General features: G+C 71.0%; 15 protein-coding genes. 4 read left to right on the top strand and 11 right to left on the bottom strand.

Going from position 1 to position 14,878, the window contains the following annotated elements:
- Positions 1-69: 69 nt before the first annotated feature.
- Positions 70-558: a sigma-70 family RNA polymerase sigma factor gene (locus tag ACGFJ7_RS40805; protein WP_360256878.1), complete on the bottom strand. Its 489-nt coding sequence runs from the start codon at positions 556-558 to the stop codon at positions 70-72.
- Positions 559-870: 312 nt separating this feature from the next.
- Entirely contained in the window at positions 871-1,551 is a 681-nt protein-coding gene (locus ACGFJ7_RS40800) for a DUF4232 domain-containing protein (RefSeq protein ID WP_392647355.1), read from the bottom strand.
- 328 nt (positions 1,552-1,879) lie between these two features.
- On the opposite strand from ACGFJ7_RS40800, the gene ACGFJ7_RS40795 reads away from it, so the two are divergent.
- A complete protein-coding gene (locus tag ACGFJ7_RS40795) occupies positions 1,880-2,290 on the top strand; it encodes a hypothetical protein (protein ID WP_360256883.1) in 411 nt (136 codons plus the stop codon).
- A gap of 27 nt (positions 2,291-2,317) precedes the next feature.
- On the opposite strand, the gene ACGFJ7_RS40790 is transcribed toward ACGFJ7_RS40795, so the two are convergent.
- Positions 2,318-2,779, bottom strand: a complete 462-nt coding sequence (locus ACGFJ7_RS40790; RefSeq protein ID WP_360256885.1) for a cupin domain-containing protein — start codon at positions 2,777-2,779, stop codon at positions 2,318-2,320.
- Positions 2,780-2,948: 169 nt separating this feature from the next.
- Between ACGFJ7_RS40790 and ACGFJ7_RS40785 the strand changes: the two genes are divergently transcribed.
- On the top strand, positions 2,949-3,725 hold the full coding sequence (locus tag ACGFJ7_RS40785; protein ID WP_360256887.1) for a GNAT family N-acetyltransferase: 777 nt from the start codon (positions 2,949-2,951) through the stop codon (positions 3,723-3,725).
- Between the two features lie 88 nt (positions 3,726-3,813).
- Here ACGFJ7_RS40785 and ACGFJ7_RS40780 read toward each other — a convergent pair whose 3' ends face one another.
- From ACGFJ7_RS40780 to ACGFJ7_RS40765, 4 genes are all read right to left on the bottom strand, one after another.
- Positions 3,814-4,659 (bottom strand): glucose 1-dehydrogenase, encoded by an 846-nt coding sequence (locus ACGFJ7_RS40780; RefSeq protein WP_360256889.1) that lies wholly within the window; start codon positions 4,657-4,659, stop codon positions 3,814-3,816.
- Between the two features lie 131 nt (positions 4,660-4,790).
- Positions 4,791-5,609, bottom strand: coding sequence for a cytochrome P450 (locus ACGFJ7_RS40775; RefSeq protein ID WP_392647352.1), 819 nt, complete (start codon positions 5,607-5,609; stop codon positions 4,791-4,793).
- A 189-nt stretch (positions 5,610-5,798) separates the two neighbouring features.
- Positions 5,799-7,127, bottom strand: coding sequence for an FAD-dependent oxidoreductase (locus ACGFJ7_RS40770; RefSeq protein WP_392647350.1), 1,329 nt, complete (start codon positions 7,125-7,127; stop codon positions 5,799-5,801).
- 96 nt (positions 7,128-7,223) lie between these two features.
- The gene (locus ACGFJ7_RS40765) at positions 7,224-7,529 is read right to left on the bottom strand and encodes a hypothetical protein (RefSeq protein WP_392647349.1); all 306 of its coding nucleotides are present in this window, start codon (positions 7,527-7,529) and stop codon (positions 7,224-7,226) included.
- A 63-nt stretch (positions 7,530-7,592) separates the two neighbouring features.
- Between ACGFJ7_RS40765 and ACGFJ7_RS40760 the strand changes: the two genes are divergently transcribed.
- Together ACGFJ7_RS40760 and ACGFJ7_RS40755 are read left to right on the top strand one after the other, a co-directional pair.
- Entirely contained in the window at positions 7,593-7,760 is a 168-nt protein-coding gene (locus ACGFJ7_RS40760) for a hypothetical protein (protein WP_392647346.1), read from the top strand.
- A gap of 350 nt (positions 7,761-8,110) precedes the next feature.
- Positions 8,111-9,169, top strand: coding sequence for an AraC family transcriptional regulator ligand-binding domain-containing protein (locus ACGFJ7_RS40755; protein WP_392647491.1), 1,059 nt, complete (start codon positions 8,111-8,113; stop codon positions 9,167-9,169).
- Positions 9,170-9,172: 3 nt separating this feature from the next.
- Here the strand turns inward: ACGFJ7_RS40755 and ACGFJ7_RS40750 are convergent, their stop codons facing one another.
- The 4 genes from ACGFJ7_RS40750 to ACGFJ7_RS40735 form a co-directional block, all read right to left on the bottom strand.
- Complete coding sequence (locus ACGFJ7_RS40750; RefSeq protein ID WP_360256898.1) at positions 9,173-10,948, bottom strand: BTAD domain-containing putative transcriptional regulator; 1,776 nt, start codon at positions 10,946-10,948, stop codon at positions 9,173-9,175.
- A 58-nt stretch (positions 10,949-11,006) separates the two neighbouring features.
- Entirely contained in the window at positions 11,007-12,437 is a 1,431-nt protein-coding gene (locus tag ACGFJ7_RS40745; protein WP_392647343.1) for an FAD-binding oxidoreductase, read from the bottom strand.
- An 80-nt stretch (positions 12,438-12,517) separates the two neighbouring features.
- The gene (locus ACGFJ7_RS40740) at positions 12,518-13,273 is read right to left on the bottom strand and encodes a GNAT family N-acetyltransferase (RefSeq protein ID WP_392647341.1); all 756 of its coding nucleotides are present in this window, start codon (positions 13,271-13,273) and stop codon (positions 12,518-12,520) included.
- Positions 13,274-13,366: 93 nt separating this feature from the next.
- Complete coding sequence (locus ACGFJ7_RS40735; protein WP_392647340.1) at positions 13,367-14,809, bottom strand: MFS transporter; 1,443 nt, start codon at positions 14,807-14,809, stop codon at positions 13,367-13,369.
- Positions 14,810-14,878: the final 69 nt, after the last annotated feature.

Here is a 14,878-nt window from a genome sequence, read left to right as displayed (position 1 = left end):
CCGGCTGTACGAACCCTGGCCGCACCCGGGTGCCACACGCATACTCATGCGAACCTCCTGTGTGGGCCGTCAGGCCGCTTCGGCGCCGCCGCCGATCGTGGTCTTGAGCGCATGCATCGCGTAGTGGGCGCGCGATTTCACTGTGCCGCGTGGTATGCCCAGCCGCTCGGCGGCCTGCTCGACCGACGCCCCGCGAATGTACAGCTCGGTCAGGACGTTGCGGTGGTCGGCGCTGAGCCCGTGGAAGGCCTCGACCACGCTCTGCAGCGCGAGCGTGCTGTCCGAGGTGTCCTGGATCGCCATCTCGGCGGCTTCCCGGATGCTGACCTCGGCCGGCCGAACCTGGCGCATCCGCGCGGCGTCGATGGCGACTCGGCGGGCCACGGTGAACAACCACCGCCGGGCGTTCTCCTCGCCGCTGGGCAACGACGCCAGATTGCGCCAGGTCCGCAGCATGGTCTCCTGCAGCAGGTCCTCGGCGGCGGGACGCTCGTGGCGGGTCAGGCTGAGCAGGAACCGCATCAGCGGGCGGGAGTAATTGGCCATGATGAATTCCATGCGCGACTCCGCCTCGCGGCGACGCGGACCACTGGCCCATTCCGGCGAACTGATAGAAGCCGCAGTCACGACAACCCCCAAAATCGATCTGATCTCGATCTGGAGCGTAAGAAGCGCCGCGTGCAACTTTTATGAACGGAAGTGCAAGGAAAGTGCCATCGGCCGATGTCGGCCGGCTCACATCATGAAGAACGGCGCCGGCGGGCCCCGGTTCACATCCAGCGCTCAGAAATCCAGGAAACTCCAAGGCGCAAACAGCCCAAACAGCAGAAAGGCCGGCGACCTTTTCGTCGCCGGCCTTCCCGCGCTTCGCTAGGCGCCGGCCCCGATGGGCTCGACGTGGCCGTCGGCCTGGCCTGTCTCGGTGCAGGCGTATTGCGGCTTGCTGACGAACAGCGACGAGTACTGGTCCGGCGGGATGACGCGGTAGCCGCCCGCCTTGGCCGGCGCGCACGCGTTGGGCGCGTAGGTGACCTCGATGATCGCGTGGGCCTGCCCGCCCGGCTTCAGGAGGACGCGTGGGGTCGCTCCGCCGTCTCGGATGAAGCCTCGTCCGAGCTGCTTGCCGCCGCCCGCGGTGACGAACGAGACGCCGGGGTAGCCCTCGAGGAAGCACGTGCGGGTCGCGGTGTTCCGGAACAGGAGCTTTTCGGTGTGTGTGCCGGCGTTCTGGCCGGTACCCGCCTCGTCGGCGACCTGGAGGTCGGAGGTTCGGCACTCGGGCGTGCCGGCCCTACCGCCCGCAGCGCCGGCAGGCCGCGAGGAGGCCCTCCCAGCCCCCGAACCACTGCTGCCCGAATCGGTGTTCGCGGCTCCGGTACCGCTCCCCGCATCGGGTTGACCGGTCGCACCGTCGCCGCTGGGCGCCGAAGCCGCGGTGGAGGGGCCCGGCGTGCTCGGCGCTGACGGCGCCGGACTGGCGCAACCCGCCGCCGACAGGACGAGCCCGGCCAGCCCGGCGACGATCGCCATCGATTGTTTGACGTTGCCCATGCCGCATCTCCTCACCTTGGGACCGCAGTCTGTTCGGCCCTCGTGCGGGGCGACGGTCGTTGGCCGGCGCGGTTCACCGGCACGGGCAACCCACAGGCCCGTCCCAGCCGACCCACAGGAATCGCCCGGGTGTCGATGCCCGAGGATCCCGGGCCTTGCTGTACCGGACATCGATCCCGGTCGAGCGGTGGGCCAGGACCGGCCTGTTTACGCAGTTCAGCGCGAGATCCCGGCTTCGTGCCACGCTCGGCGATCGCCCTTTCCCGGGTCGGGAGCCACGGTGACACTCGGTGACAACACATGATCCACCAGGAAAGGCCACAGAAAAATGAACAAGCGTCGCATCGCCCTCGTCGTGACCACCGCCGCGCTCGGTGTCGCCGGTCTCGCCACCGCCGGTACCGCCCAGGCCGCGCCGGCCGGCCCTGGAGTGGTCGTCGACTACGCCGCGCACACCGTCAAGGTCAGGCCGGCTTCCTTCCAGCCGTACAAGGACGTCAATTACACCAGCGTGAAGTGGACGGCACTCACCTCCACGACCGGCGATGCCACCGCCATCCGCAACATCAACACCTGCGTACCCGCCTGCGCCGCCGGCCACTACCAGCACACCCGCGTCAAGCTCCACTTCACCAACGTGAAGGTGTCGGACGGGCGTCGTGTCTTCACCCGGGCCCAGGTCACCGATCTCGCCACCAAGAAGACGACCACCACCGCCCTGCCGGTGTTCACGAAGTAGACCGGAAGGCGACGGGCGCCGATCCCCTCATCGGTTCTCGGGGATCGCGACGCCCGGGCCCAGCATCTCGATGTGGTGCCGAGCCGCCACGGCCGACAGCGTGGCCGGGTCCGTGGGCCCGTTCGCGGTGGCCTCGCTCAGCTCGCTGACGAAACGGTCGAAGCCGGCGGGCACGTGCAGGGTCAGGTACCGGACCGACGGGCTGATCACCGCGAAGCTGTGCGGTATGCCGCGCGGCAGCACCGCGACGTGACCCGCGGCCGCTTCGCGGCGCTCGTCGCCGACCTCGATGACCATCTCGCCCTCGAGCAGGATGAAGGTCTCGGTGGCGAGCAGGTGACGGTGCCGCGGCGTCGAATGCCCGCGACTGCCGGTGCTCTCGACCACGGTCAGCTCGCCCTGACTCTGATCCGCGGTGAGCAACATGCGGGCGCGGGAATCCAGCAGCCGGTAGACCGGCTGATCGTCCGGGGTGGTGAAGACGGACATGTACGGCCTCCTGCGAAAACTCATGCGCTACCAGTCGGCGGCGTCTGGAACGAGGACGGGAGGCCGGCGTCATCGTTCGACCGACCACAGCTTTGAGGCTCGGCACACAGTGCTCACGGCTACCGCCCGGCCTTCTGAACTTTCGTCGGGTCCGAGCGTCGTCCGCATCATGAACACACCACCTCCCATCGTCGACTCGGTCGACGACCTGGCGCCGCAGCTGGCCAACAACCGTGCTTACTGGCTCGGCTGGGGCAGCTCCTCGGACGTCGACGACGAGTTGCCGATCTACCGCAGCGACCTTCCGCACGCGATGCTGAACGGCGTGCTCCGGGCCCGTGGAGTCGACATCGACGCCGCCGTGGGCCGCGCTCGTCAGGCCCTGAAGGGCACCGGTTGGCTGTGGTGGTATCACCCGGTCGACAGCGACGCCGACGTGGCCGATCTGCTTGTCGCCCGCGGCGCCACCCTCGCCGGCGCCGTACCGCTGATGGCGGCGCGACTGGCTGACGTGCCCGACATCGCGGCACCGGCCGGCGTGCGCATCGAACCGGCGCGCACCGACGGGGAACTCGCCGCGTTCGCCCGGACCTATCTGGTGCCGAACGGCTTGACCATGGACGAGGCGGACGCCGCGGCCGAGGTGGAGCGTGCCCGCGACGACCGCTTCGACGATCAGCACCGTTACCTCGCCTGGATCGGCGACGAGCCGGTCGCCTGCGGCGCCCTGTCGATCAGCCATGGCGTCGCCGGCGTCTACAACATGGCCACCCGCGCCGAGTACGAGAGCCGCGGCATCGCGACCGCGCTGGCCGTACGGCTGCTTCGCGAGGCGCGAGGGCGCGGCCTGAAGGTGGCCACTCTGACCGCCAGCGCCCGGGGCGCCCTGGTGTACCGGCGTCTGGGTTTCACGAACGTCAGCGAATACCAGCTCTTCAGCCTCTGAACGAGTCTCGCCGTTCGGCCCTCTAGGTTCTCTGCCGGCTCGGGGATGTCACGGGTCGCCCCGCGACATCCCCGAGCCGGCTCGGCCCCTACCCGAGGTTGATACGAGCCATGGCGTCGCGAATCGACACCATGGCGTCCCACGGCTGCCCGAGCGACAGTCCTCCGTCGACCACCAGGTCCTGACCCGTCATGTACGAGCTGGTCTCGCCGGCGAGGTAGACGGCCGCACCGGTGACGTCGGTGCCGAGACCTGGACGCGGGAGGGCCTGCATCGACTCGGCCTGCTCACGCGCATAGGCCCCGAGCGCGATCAGGCGGTCCCGGGCCTGTTCCTCGGTCGCGCCGGCCGCCTTGCCGAAACGTGTGGTCGCGATGAACCCGGGAGAGATGCTGTTCACCCGGATGCCGTGCCGGCCGAGCTCGGCGGCCGCCCACTTCGTGAGGTGGATGAGGGCTGCCTTGGAGACGGAGTAGGCCACCCCGGCGTACACGACCCGCTCACCGGCGATGCTGGCGATGTTGATGATGCTGCCGCCCGATTCCTGCCGGCGCAGGTGACCGGCGGCGTGCTTGATGCCGTACAGCGCCCCCATGACGTTGACCTCCATGGTGGACCGGAAGTGTCCGGCATCGACATGCTCGATGCTGCCGAGGTGCGACGGCGACCCGGCGTTGTTGACCAGAACGTCCAGGCGGCCGTGCCGGGCGACCGTGTGATTCAGCAGATCGGCCACTTCGCCCTCGACCGAGACGTCGGCCGCCATGAAGGAGGCGGACGCCCCGAACTCGGCCGCCGCCGCCTCTCCCTCCGGCCGGCGGCGGCCGGCCAGCACCACGTACGCCCCTTCGCGCACGAAAGCGCGCGCCACGTCCAGTCCGATGCCGGTGGCCGCGCCGGTGACGACAGCCACCTTTCCCTTCAGCTCATCCACTTCCGGCTCCCTCCGTCGTTTCCGCTGTCAGGCGGGACGACGCCCGCGGCGCACCCGGGTTCAGCCCCGTCACCGGTGAACTTCGCATCACACCGCCGCGGCCGAGCCGGTCGCCCGGGAGGTCGCGCCTGTCACGAACGCTCCCGCATATGGATCCGCAGGGCGGCGAGCCGGTTGAACATGATCGACGGCAGGCGTTCCAGGTTGTCGTCCTCGAGCTGGACGGCGGGGAGCCACTCGATCAGATGCCGTAGCGCGATGCGCGCCTCCAGCCGGGCCAGGGGTGCACCTATGCAGTAGTGGATGCCATGCCCGAACCCCAGGTGGGGTGCCTCGCGGGTGACGTCGAAACGGTCCGGCTCGGCCCCGGTGGCGAAGCTCGCGGTCAGGGGCGAGACGGCCACCACGTCGCCCTGCTGGACGAGCTGACCGCCGAGAGTGAACGTCTCGGTGGCGACGGCCGGCATGGTGGCCTGCACGACGCCGTCGTACCGCAAGGTCTCCTCGACCGTGGCATCGATGAGGTCGCGACGCTCGTGGACCAGCGCCAGCTGACCCGGATTGCGGAGCAGGGCGAGAACGCTGTTGGTGATCAGGCTGGCCGTGGTCTCGTGCCCGGCTATGAACAGGACGTACATCATGGAGACGAGCTCGTCCTCGGTCAGCCGGTCGTCTCCGTCACGGGCCTGGATCAAGGCGGTGATGAGGTCGTCCCCGGGCTCCCGCCGCTTGGCCCCGATCGTCTCCCGGAGGAAGCTCAGCATGGTGCCGGAGGCCTCGGCGAACACCGCGACCGAGTTCACCGAGCCGGCGGCCAGAACGGTGAACCAGTCACCGAGGCGCTCCTCGGCGTGCCAGGAGACACCGAGCAGCGCGCAGATGACGCGGAACGGCAACGGATACGCGTATTCCGACGCGACATCGACGACACCGCCTCGCTCCAAGGTCACGCGCCCGGGTGTCGGTCAGCGTGCTGCGGGCCTCGGCGTTGCCGGTGACGAGCCAGGCCGGCCGGCCTCCAGGCAGGATCACCCGGTTCACCGGGCCCCGGCTCGCCAGATCCCGCAGCGCCGCCCGGCGGCGACCGTCCGATACGGCGACGAAGATCTCGCTCACTCTCGGCATGCCGGCGGCGTCGTTCACAGCTCCGCACCCACCTGCGGCCGGAGCCGGGCCGCGATCTCCGGAGCGGCCAGAGCGGACCCCGGGTCGACGAGGTGGAACACCCGGATGAACGCTCGCGCGACCTCCACGTCGGTGGCCGTGGCCGCACGAACCTCAGCGAGATAGGCGGCCCGCGCCGGGTCGATCGGCGGGCGAGCGCCCACCGCCTGCGGAAAACGAAGATCGTTCGACGTCGCCGCGGCCCAGGGCCCGTCCAGCACGGCGTCGGCCGCGGCGAAGAACCGGGCGGCGACCAGGTCCGGGCCGGCGCCGAGAACGTCGGCGAGCGCTCGCGCCTGCAGCGCCGCCACGGTCATCCCCTGGCCGTAGACGTAGCTCAGGGAACACAACGCGTCTCCCATCACCAGGTAGCCCTCGGGCATCCCGGCCAGTTCCGTGTAATGGCGTCGCACCGCATGGGGGAACCGGATCAGCGCCGGCTCCCCGATCGGCTCCGCGTCCCGGATGATCTCCGCGATGTCGGGATTGTCGAGAGTCCCGGCGTAGGCCAGCATCCCGGCCAGATCGGTCGGCGGCGTCTCGCCGAACCACCCGTTCATCGAGACGACCCAGGTGTCGTTCTCCTCGGCCAGCACCAGACCGCTGTGCGGTTGCCCGGGGTGAGCCGGTGAGTTTCCGCCGAGGCGGCCGCCCAGATGGCGGCCACGGCTCCGGAAATGGCGCGAGACCGAGCTCAGCCCGAGCTCCACCGTCTCCTCGCGAACAGTGGGCAGGCCCAGCCGCCCGAGCCACACCGGGCTGCGGGAACCACGACCGCCCGCGTCGACCACCAGGTCGGCGTCCACCAGCCGGTCCGGCTGGGCCAGCCACACACCGGTCACCCCCGACCCGTCGGCGGCGGTACGCAGTCCGGTCACCTCGGTCGAACCGATGACCTCGACGTTGGCGATGGCGGCCACCCGCCGCCGCACGACGTGCTCGACCAGAGCGCGACTGCCCATGACCGTCGGCAGACCCGACCGGTGCGCCAGGATCGGATGACCGTCCAGGTACCACTGGATGTCGGCGGCGGCATCCCCCACCACGGCGCCGGCCGAGACCAAGTCCGGCGTGAAGCCGTCGATCAGCGCGCCGATCGCCAGTGCCCCGCCGGCCAGCATCCCGTGCGCCTGACGGCCCTGCGGCACGCCGCGGCGCGGCACGGCAGAGGCCGGAAGTTCGTCCCGGTCGAACACCAGGACTTTCTCGTACGTGTCACTCAGCACCCGGGCGGCCAACAGGCCGGCCAGCGAACCGCCGATGACGACTGCTCGGCCTCGACGTTTCCCGACTACGTGTTCCATGACAGCCCCTTCCGCGGTCAGCGCCGTACTGGCGCCTTCCGCCGGACGACGGCGGCTTGTCATCTCCGTTCGAGCGCATGCCGGGTGATTGGTGTCTCACCGTGCGACGATCCGGACATCGGCGGTCTCCTCCCCCGGCCACCACGCCGCCCACCAGCCGTTGCCGACAGTCGCCTGGACCGACCGGCCGTCCGGCAGGACGACGTCGACGCCGGTCACGCCGGAGCCCACCTGGCCGGACGCCAGCGCATACCGCCCGCGCCCGGAACCCGACCAGTCGACGTCCCGGAGCGAGGCTCGGCCCGCCGCGGGGGGCGGGAGGCGCGGTGTCACGGTCGCCGGACAGCCGGACCGGCCGTTCGCGGAGAAACAGCTGACCAGCGGGCCGTCACGCACCCACATGATCAGGAAGGTCGACCGGCCTCGGCGTTCGGCCAGTACCAGCCGGCCGGCCGTCAGGTCGGTGTGGCGCCGGACGGCGGCGAGCGCGAGCGGTGGCTGACCGGATCGGTGGTCGTCATCGGCGGCGGGTTCGCGGGTGTGGAGACCGCCGCGGCGATCGCCGAGCGGTTCGCGCGAGACGGCCGGGAGCACGGCGCCGAGCGGGTGGGCGCCTCTACGGCGTTCCGGTGACCGGCCGACTCGGCCGGCTGCTCCGAGCGGTTCTGTTCGCCTGGTTCATGCCGGCCCCGCCGGCGGGGCCGGCGTGCGCTTCGAAAGTTGCTGAGAGCGTCATTCGCACCGCCACGACGCGTGTCAAGGAGCCGAAGCGGTCCTTTCACCAGGCCGGTGAACCGATCGGGCAGCGCATGAGGTCGGAGGCGGGCGCCGATCGGTCCGGGGCGGGGCGTCGCCGCTCAGGCACGACCGCGGCGGCGCGATCGTCAGAAGGCGGAGCCGGCGGCGTATCGTTCGAAGCCGGACCGTCGGAGTGCAGCAGCATGCGACAAGCGTGCTGTTCAGGAGCGGCCCCGGCCTTGACCGTGGGCGACAAGAATTTGACCGAGGACGACATGAGCGTGATGGTTCGTGCCGCGGCCCTTCGTGGCCTGCCGGAACTCGTGCGGGAGATCGGCGGTGACGCGAGTGCCATGTTCGGCCGTTTCGACATGGCGCCCGCCGTGCTGAACACGACCGACGAGCTGGTGAGCGCGCGGGTGACCGGCGAGTTGCTGGAAACGTTCGCGGCCGACCTTCATTGCCCGGACCTGGGGCTGCGGCTCGCGGCCCGGCAGGATCTCGCGGTGCTCGGCCGGCTCGCTCCGGTCATTCAGCATTCGCTGACGCTCGGCGACGCCATCGACTCCATCACCCGTTTCCTGTTCATGCACAGCCCGTCCCTCGCGGTGACCGATGAGTCGGTGGCCGAGCGGGCGGAGCTCCGGGCCCTCCGCTTCGACTGCTTGATCGGGCCGTTGCTGCCGCAGGTGGCCGATCTGTCGCTGGGCTTGCTGCACCGCGTTCTGCAGTTGCTGTCGGGAGGCGAGTACGGCCTGGTCGCCGTCCACCTGGCCCATCAGCCGCCGGCCGCACCGAACCGGTACCGCGAGTTCTACGGGGTGGAGACCCATTTCGGCCGTCCGGGCAGCGCCCTGCGCCTCACGCGGACCAGCGGCGGCCTGCCGGTCGCCGGAGCCGATCCGTTCGTCCGGGAGGCGCTGCGCGAGTACCTGGGTCAGCATGTGCCCTTTCCCGAGCCACCCATCGAGGACCAGGTGGTACGCCTGCTGGGAAAGTCGATAGGCGGCGGCCAGGCCACCCTGCTGGACGTCGCCCGCCAGTTGCGAACGCATCCCCGGACCGTGGAGCGGCGGCTGTCCGAGGCGGGAACGACCTTCGGCGAACTCCGGGACGAGGTCCGCAAGGACACCGCCTACCACTTGATCACCGCCACCACCGCACCACTCGGCCGGGTGGCGCCGATGGTCGGGCTGACCGATCAGTCCTCGCTCAGCCGGGCGGTCCGCCGCTGGTACGGCATGAGCCCGCTCGCGCTGCGCCGCAGCCGTACCGGAAAGCTCAGCGCGGCCTTCGCCACCTGACGCTCACGCGACTCGCAGGAGGGGGCGCGCGAGGCCGGCCAGCGCTTCGCGGCAGCGTTCCGAGCCCTCGACCTGCTCGGCGCGGCGGCGGGCAAAGGCCTGGATCAGCACGGGGTAGCGGTAGGTGTCGACATCGACCGCCTCCACCAGATGGGCATCGACCAGGTCTTCCAGGGCGGCCCGGGCCTGGGCCCGGGGCAGCCCCGTCATGGCGCACACCTCGTCGACGCTGCGAACGGGCGGAGCGGCCAGCGCCGCGAGGCGGAAGACGCCGGCTGAGACCCCGTCCAGGCGGGCCTCCGCCCGGCGGATCGGCTCATCGACGATCTTGCAGTCCTCATGCATGACGACCGGCTGCCGCAGGTCGTCCGCCAGTTGGCTCATGATCTGCGCGACCGACCAGGCCGGCCGGTCGAGCAGGCGGGCCGCGGCGACCCGGACCGACAACGGGTGACCGGAGCAGGCCGCCACCAGGTCGCGGGCCACGTCCGGCTCGGCGGCGATCCGTTGATGCCCGGCGATCTCGCCGAGCAGGTGGAGAGATTCGAGTTCGGTGAGGGGTCCCAGCCGCTGCCAGGCGACGGCCGGCAACTCCAGCAACCGGCGGGCCGCCGTGACGATGAGAGCGCATCCCGGGAGCAGGGGCTCGACCTGGGCGCTGTCGCCCGCGTCGTCGAGGATCACCAGCATCTGGCGTCCCGAGGTCACCGTGCGCCACAGTGCCGAGCGCTCCGCGGTGGTCTCGGGCAGCGAGATGCCGGGCTGGATCGTCCGCAGCAACGTCGCGAGGGCGTCGTGGGCGCTGACCGTCCGGCCGAGGCGCGTGCCCAGATCCACGTACATCCGCCCGTCGGGGAAACGGTCGGCCAGCAGATGCGCCAAGTGCACGGCCAGCGTCGACTTGCCGGAGCCGCCGAGACCGGTGATGCCGGCGACCGGGACACTGTCCTCGGTGAGGATGCGGCGCAGCCGGTCCACCTCGGCGCGGCGGCCGGTGAAGTCCCGTACATCCGGAGGAATTTGATCCGGGCGAACAGCCCGCGGCTCCAGTGACACGTTCGGAACGCCGGCGGGCTCCTCACCTCGCAGCAACCGCTGATGCAGCCGCTGCGGGCCGGAACCCGGCTCGATGCCCAACTGCTCGGCGAGATCGGTGCGCAACCGCCGGAAGGCCCCAAGTGCCTCGGCCGTCCGGCCGGAGCGGTACAGCGCCGTCATCCACAATTCCGTCAGGCGCTCGTCCAGCGGCCGATCGGCGACCGCCGCGCCCAGGTCGGTGCAGATCTCCTCATGCCGGCCGAGCGTGAGTTCCGCGTCGAACAACTGCTCGTAGGCGGTACGGCGCGACTCCTCCAGCCGGGTGCGCTGGTCGGCGGCGAACTCCGCCTTCACCCCACCGAGCGCCGGGCCGGACCACAGCGCCACTGCCCGGCGCAGGGCCGCCGCCGTTCCGGCGATGTCACCGGCACGCCGGGCGTCACGCGCCTCGCCGGCGAACCGGTCGAATTCGTCGACGTCGAGGCCGGCGCCGTGCCGCACGAGGTGATACCCGCTCGCCGACCTGAGCAGTTCCACTCCACCGGCGGCGAGCAACTGCCGAAGACGGGCGGCATACGTGCGTACGGTGGCGTGCGCCGACGGCGGCGGGTCGTCACCCCAGAGTGCGTCGACGATGTCGTCGATCGGCACCGGGGTCTTCCGCAGCAGCAGCAGACTCAGCAGCCCGCGCTGCTGCGGAGATCCCAGCGGAACATCGCCGGCGTCCGTGACGAGACCCACGGGCCCCAAGAGGGTAAAGCGCACCATGAGAAGAATATCGGACGCCGACCAGCGAAGTTCACTGCTGTTCGATGTCTCCGGCCGACGGCAGGATGTTGTGGTTGAGACGGAAGACGTTGGACGGGTCGTAGTTCGCCTTGATCCGGGCCAGACGGCGGTAGACCGGGGCCGGGTAGGCCGCCCGTAGGGCCTCGGTGTCGAGACCTTCCTCACCCAGGAAGTTGAGGTGCTTGCCGGCCAGCGCCCAGGGTTCGAGGCCGGCGAACAGCTCGCTCGTCCAGCGCACGGCGGGCTCGGTCTGCTCGGGGCCACCGGCCGTGGCGATCCAGAGGACGAACTCCGCCTCCCGCAGCCCGGCCGCGCCGGCACCGGCCGGGGTGTCCCGCAGCGCACCACCGAGATGACGCAGCTCGACGATGTTCGCCGGCACGTCGGCCTTCGGCCCGATCTCCTCGATGAGCCGGGTCACCAGGTCGGCGGTCAGGGGTGGCAGGCTCAGCGTGCCCTCGGCGAACGGGGCCGAGCTGTCCGGGTCGGAGTAGATGGCGGCGAAGCCGGAATAGGGCATGTCGGCGACGGTGTCGACCATGACCGGCGCGGCGGCCCGCAAGGGCTTCAGCAGCGCCTCGCCGTCGGCCGCCGATCCGAGGAACGAGATTCGCACGTGCACGGTGAAGGTGCCGCGCAGCGGCTCCGGGAAGACCGGCAGGTCGGGCATCCGCATGAAGGCGATGGACGTGGTCAGCTCGTTCGGGGCCTGAGCCGTCAGATCCGCGTAGGCCCGCAGCACAGCCTCGGCGTGCTCCCCCGGGAAGATGATCGCCCCGCCGTGCAGCCGGGTGACGGGAAAGAGGTCGAACTCGATGGCCGTGACGACGCCGAGGTTGCTCTTCGAACCGCGGAACGCCCAGAACAGGTCCGGCTCGTTCTCGGCGTCCACATGCCGCTCCTCTCCGTCGGCGGTGACGACGTCCAGCGCGGTGACGTGATCGGAGGCCCAGCCGTACCTACGCCCCATGGTGGCGCTCAGGCCGCCGCCGAGGGTGTAACCGACGACGCCGACGAGCGGCGAGGAGCCGTTGAGCGGCGCGAGCCCGTACGGCGCCGCCGCCTCGACGACCTGCTGCCAGCGGGCGCCGCCGCCGGCCCGGGCCCGGCGCGCCGCCGGGTCGACGGTGACCTCGTCCATCCGGCGCGTCGTGATCATCAGGACGCGGTCACCGCCGACGGCGCTGCTGTGGCCGGTGTTCATGACCGCCACCGCGAGCTCGTGGGCCTCCGCGAACGCCAGCGCGGCCCGGATGTCGGACGGTCCGGTGGCGCCCACGACCACAGCGGGATTGTTGGGCACGATCACGTTGTACATCGCGCACTCCTCCGCGTAGCCCTCCTGGCCGGGCAGCAGGACCGGGCCCGTGACACGCCGGGCCAGTTCGGCGACGTCGGCGGCGCCGACCGCGGTCGATTCGTTGTCGATTGAATTCACCATGACTCCAGTTGATCGGCGTCGCGCCGACGTGGCGCAGACGAAACGTTGACGGGCCGGCCGGCTTCGGGGCCACGCTCGGCTCAGACGAAGTAGGTCCAGGTCTCCACGGTGCGAAAGCCCATCGCGCGGTAGAGCGACAGGCCCTCGTCCGACGCGTGCAGATACGCCGCGACGGCTCCGTCGGCGAACGCGTCCCGGACGACCCGCTCGGTGAGGGCGCGCCCGTATCCACGGCGCCGGGCGGCGGGCTCCGTGGCGACGTTCATGACGCCGACGAGATCGCCGCCGCGGATGCCGTACGCGGTGGCGACCGGACGGCCCGCGACGTAGCCGACGTACGCCGTCGCTCCCGAAAGATCCAGCAACTGCGGCGGCATGATGTCCGCGGTGACCTCCATCGGCATCTCGAAACCGGCGGCCATCGCGGTCAGGAAGTCGTCATGCCCGGCCGACCCCACCACCCGGACCGTCAGGCCGGCGGCCTCGTCGCCGGCCGAAGTCAGATCCGCCGGACGGCACACCATCGTCGGGGTGCGCTCCTGTTCGGTGCGCCCCCACTTCGCGGCGATCTCACGGGTCGCCCGGCTCGGCTCGACGCGGGTCTGGATCGTCCAGGGAACCTCGGCCCGCGCCGCCGTCGCCGCGAACCGGTCGACCTCGCCCGGGTCCGTCTCGCGGCGGCGGTGGAAGACACCGTTGAGCCTCGACAGGGGAACGCCGCTGAGCAACAGCTCCACGCCACGGTCACCCTGCCGGCTGACGGGCGGCGCAACCGCCTCGGACAAGCGGCGCAACCCGGCGAAATACGCGTCCGCCACCGCATCGGAAAGATCCATCTCTTCTCGTCTCCCCTCGTCTTGTGGGCCATCAGCGCGGACGACGGCACGGCCACGCGGTTGTTCACCGCGCCGGAAAATGAGACGGTCGCCTCAGCCGGCCCGCCGCACCACCCGGCTGAGCGCCACGCCGCCGCCGACGCCGAGGGCGGCGACCAGGGCACACCCGCCCAGCACACCGGCCACCGCGGGACCGGGCAGATGCCCGGCCTGCACCCGGCCGAGGTAGAAGCCACCGAGCACGGTCACGCCGATGACCTGCGCGAGCTGCTGTGTCGTGGCCAGGATCCCGCCGGCGTCCGCGGCGCGGTCGACGGGAACCTGAACGAGGCTCTGTGTCAGCAGCGGACTGAAGCTCACCCCGGTGGCCGCACCGGTCAGCACCATGACGGGCACCAGAGCGAGCGGACTCTGGCCGCCGCCGCGCAGGGCCCACGCGGTCAGCAGGTAGCCGGCTCCGGCGGTCGGCGCACCCACCACCGGAACCCACGCGTGCCAGGTCGGCGGGAACAGCCGCCACGCATAGCCCAGCGCGCCGAACGCGACCGCCATGGGCGCGAAGAACAAGCCGACATGCAGGGCGCTGTCCCCCAGCGCCGACTGCAGGTGCAGCGAGACGGTGAACAGGAAGCCGCCGTACGCGATCATCCCGGCGGCCAGCGCGGCCACGCCGGCCGCCATCCCCGGTGAGCGGAGCACCTGGAGATCGAGCAGCGGGTCACCGCCACCCGCGGCGACGCGGAGCTCGATGACGACGAACCCGCCCAGCACCAGCGCACCGGCCAGGATCGCGGCGAAGCTCCAGGCCGGCCAGCCCTGCTCACGGCCGAGTACGAGCGGCAGCACGATCAACAGGATTCCCGCCGACCCGGTGACCAGACCGGGCACGTCGAGCCGGCGCCCCCGGGAGGTGCCGCCGCCCCGCAGGTGACGCGGGATCAGGGCCAGGACGACCAGGCCCACCGGCACATTGAGCAGGAAAGCGGGCCGCCAGGACAGGCCGCCGATGTCGGCCGTGACGATGAGACCGCCGAGGACCTGCCCGGCGATGATCCCGGACGCCATGGTGGCGCCGTACACGCTGAGCGCCCGCGCCCGGTCGGCGCCGTGGAACCGCTGTTGAACGACGCTGAGAATCTGCGGAACGGTCGCGGCGGCGCCGATGCCCTGCACGAAGCGCCCGATGACGAGCACCAAGGTGGTGGGAGCCAGACCGCAGATGAGCGAGCCGGCCACGAACAGTGCCAGGCCCCCGGCGAACATCCGGGAGGCGCCGAGCAGGTTGCCCAGGCGGGCACCGGTGATCAGCAACACGGCGTACGCGATGGTGTACCCCGAGACGACGAGTTCGAGCACCGCGCCGGAGGCGTGCAGATCCGTCCGGACCGCGCCCAGGGCGACGTTCACGATGGTCACGTCCGCCGAGACCATGAACAGTCCGGTCACCAGGAGCGCCAGAGCCGCCCAGCGCGAGCGCTCCGGAGCCGGGGCCGCGCCCGGGGCCGGTCGTAGGGTTGTCGCATGGTGAATGTCCATGCTTCGACCATCCGGCGGCGCCCGCCCGCGCGACAGGAGCCTGGTTATCCGGGTATCACCGGCACCAGG

Source organism: Actinoplanes sp. NPDC048988 (genome assembly GCF_043197815.1).
Taxonomy (GTDB): Bacteria; Actinomycetota; Actinomycetes; order Mycobacteriales; family Micromonosporaceae; genus Actinoplanes.
Note: the sequence above shows the minus strand (reverse complement) of the source record. Positions and strands in the feature narration are given on the sequence as shown.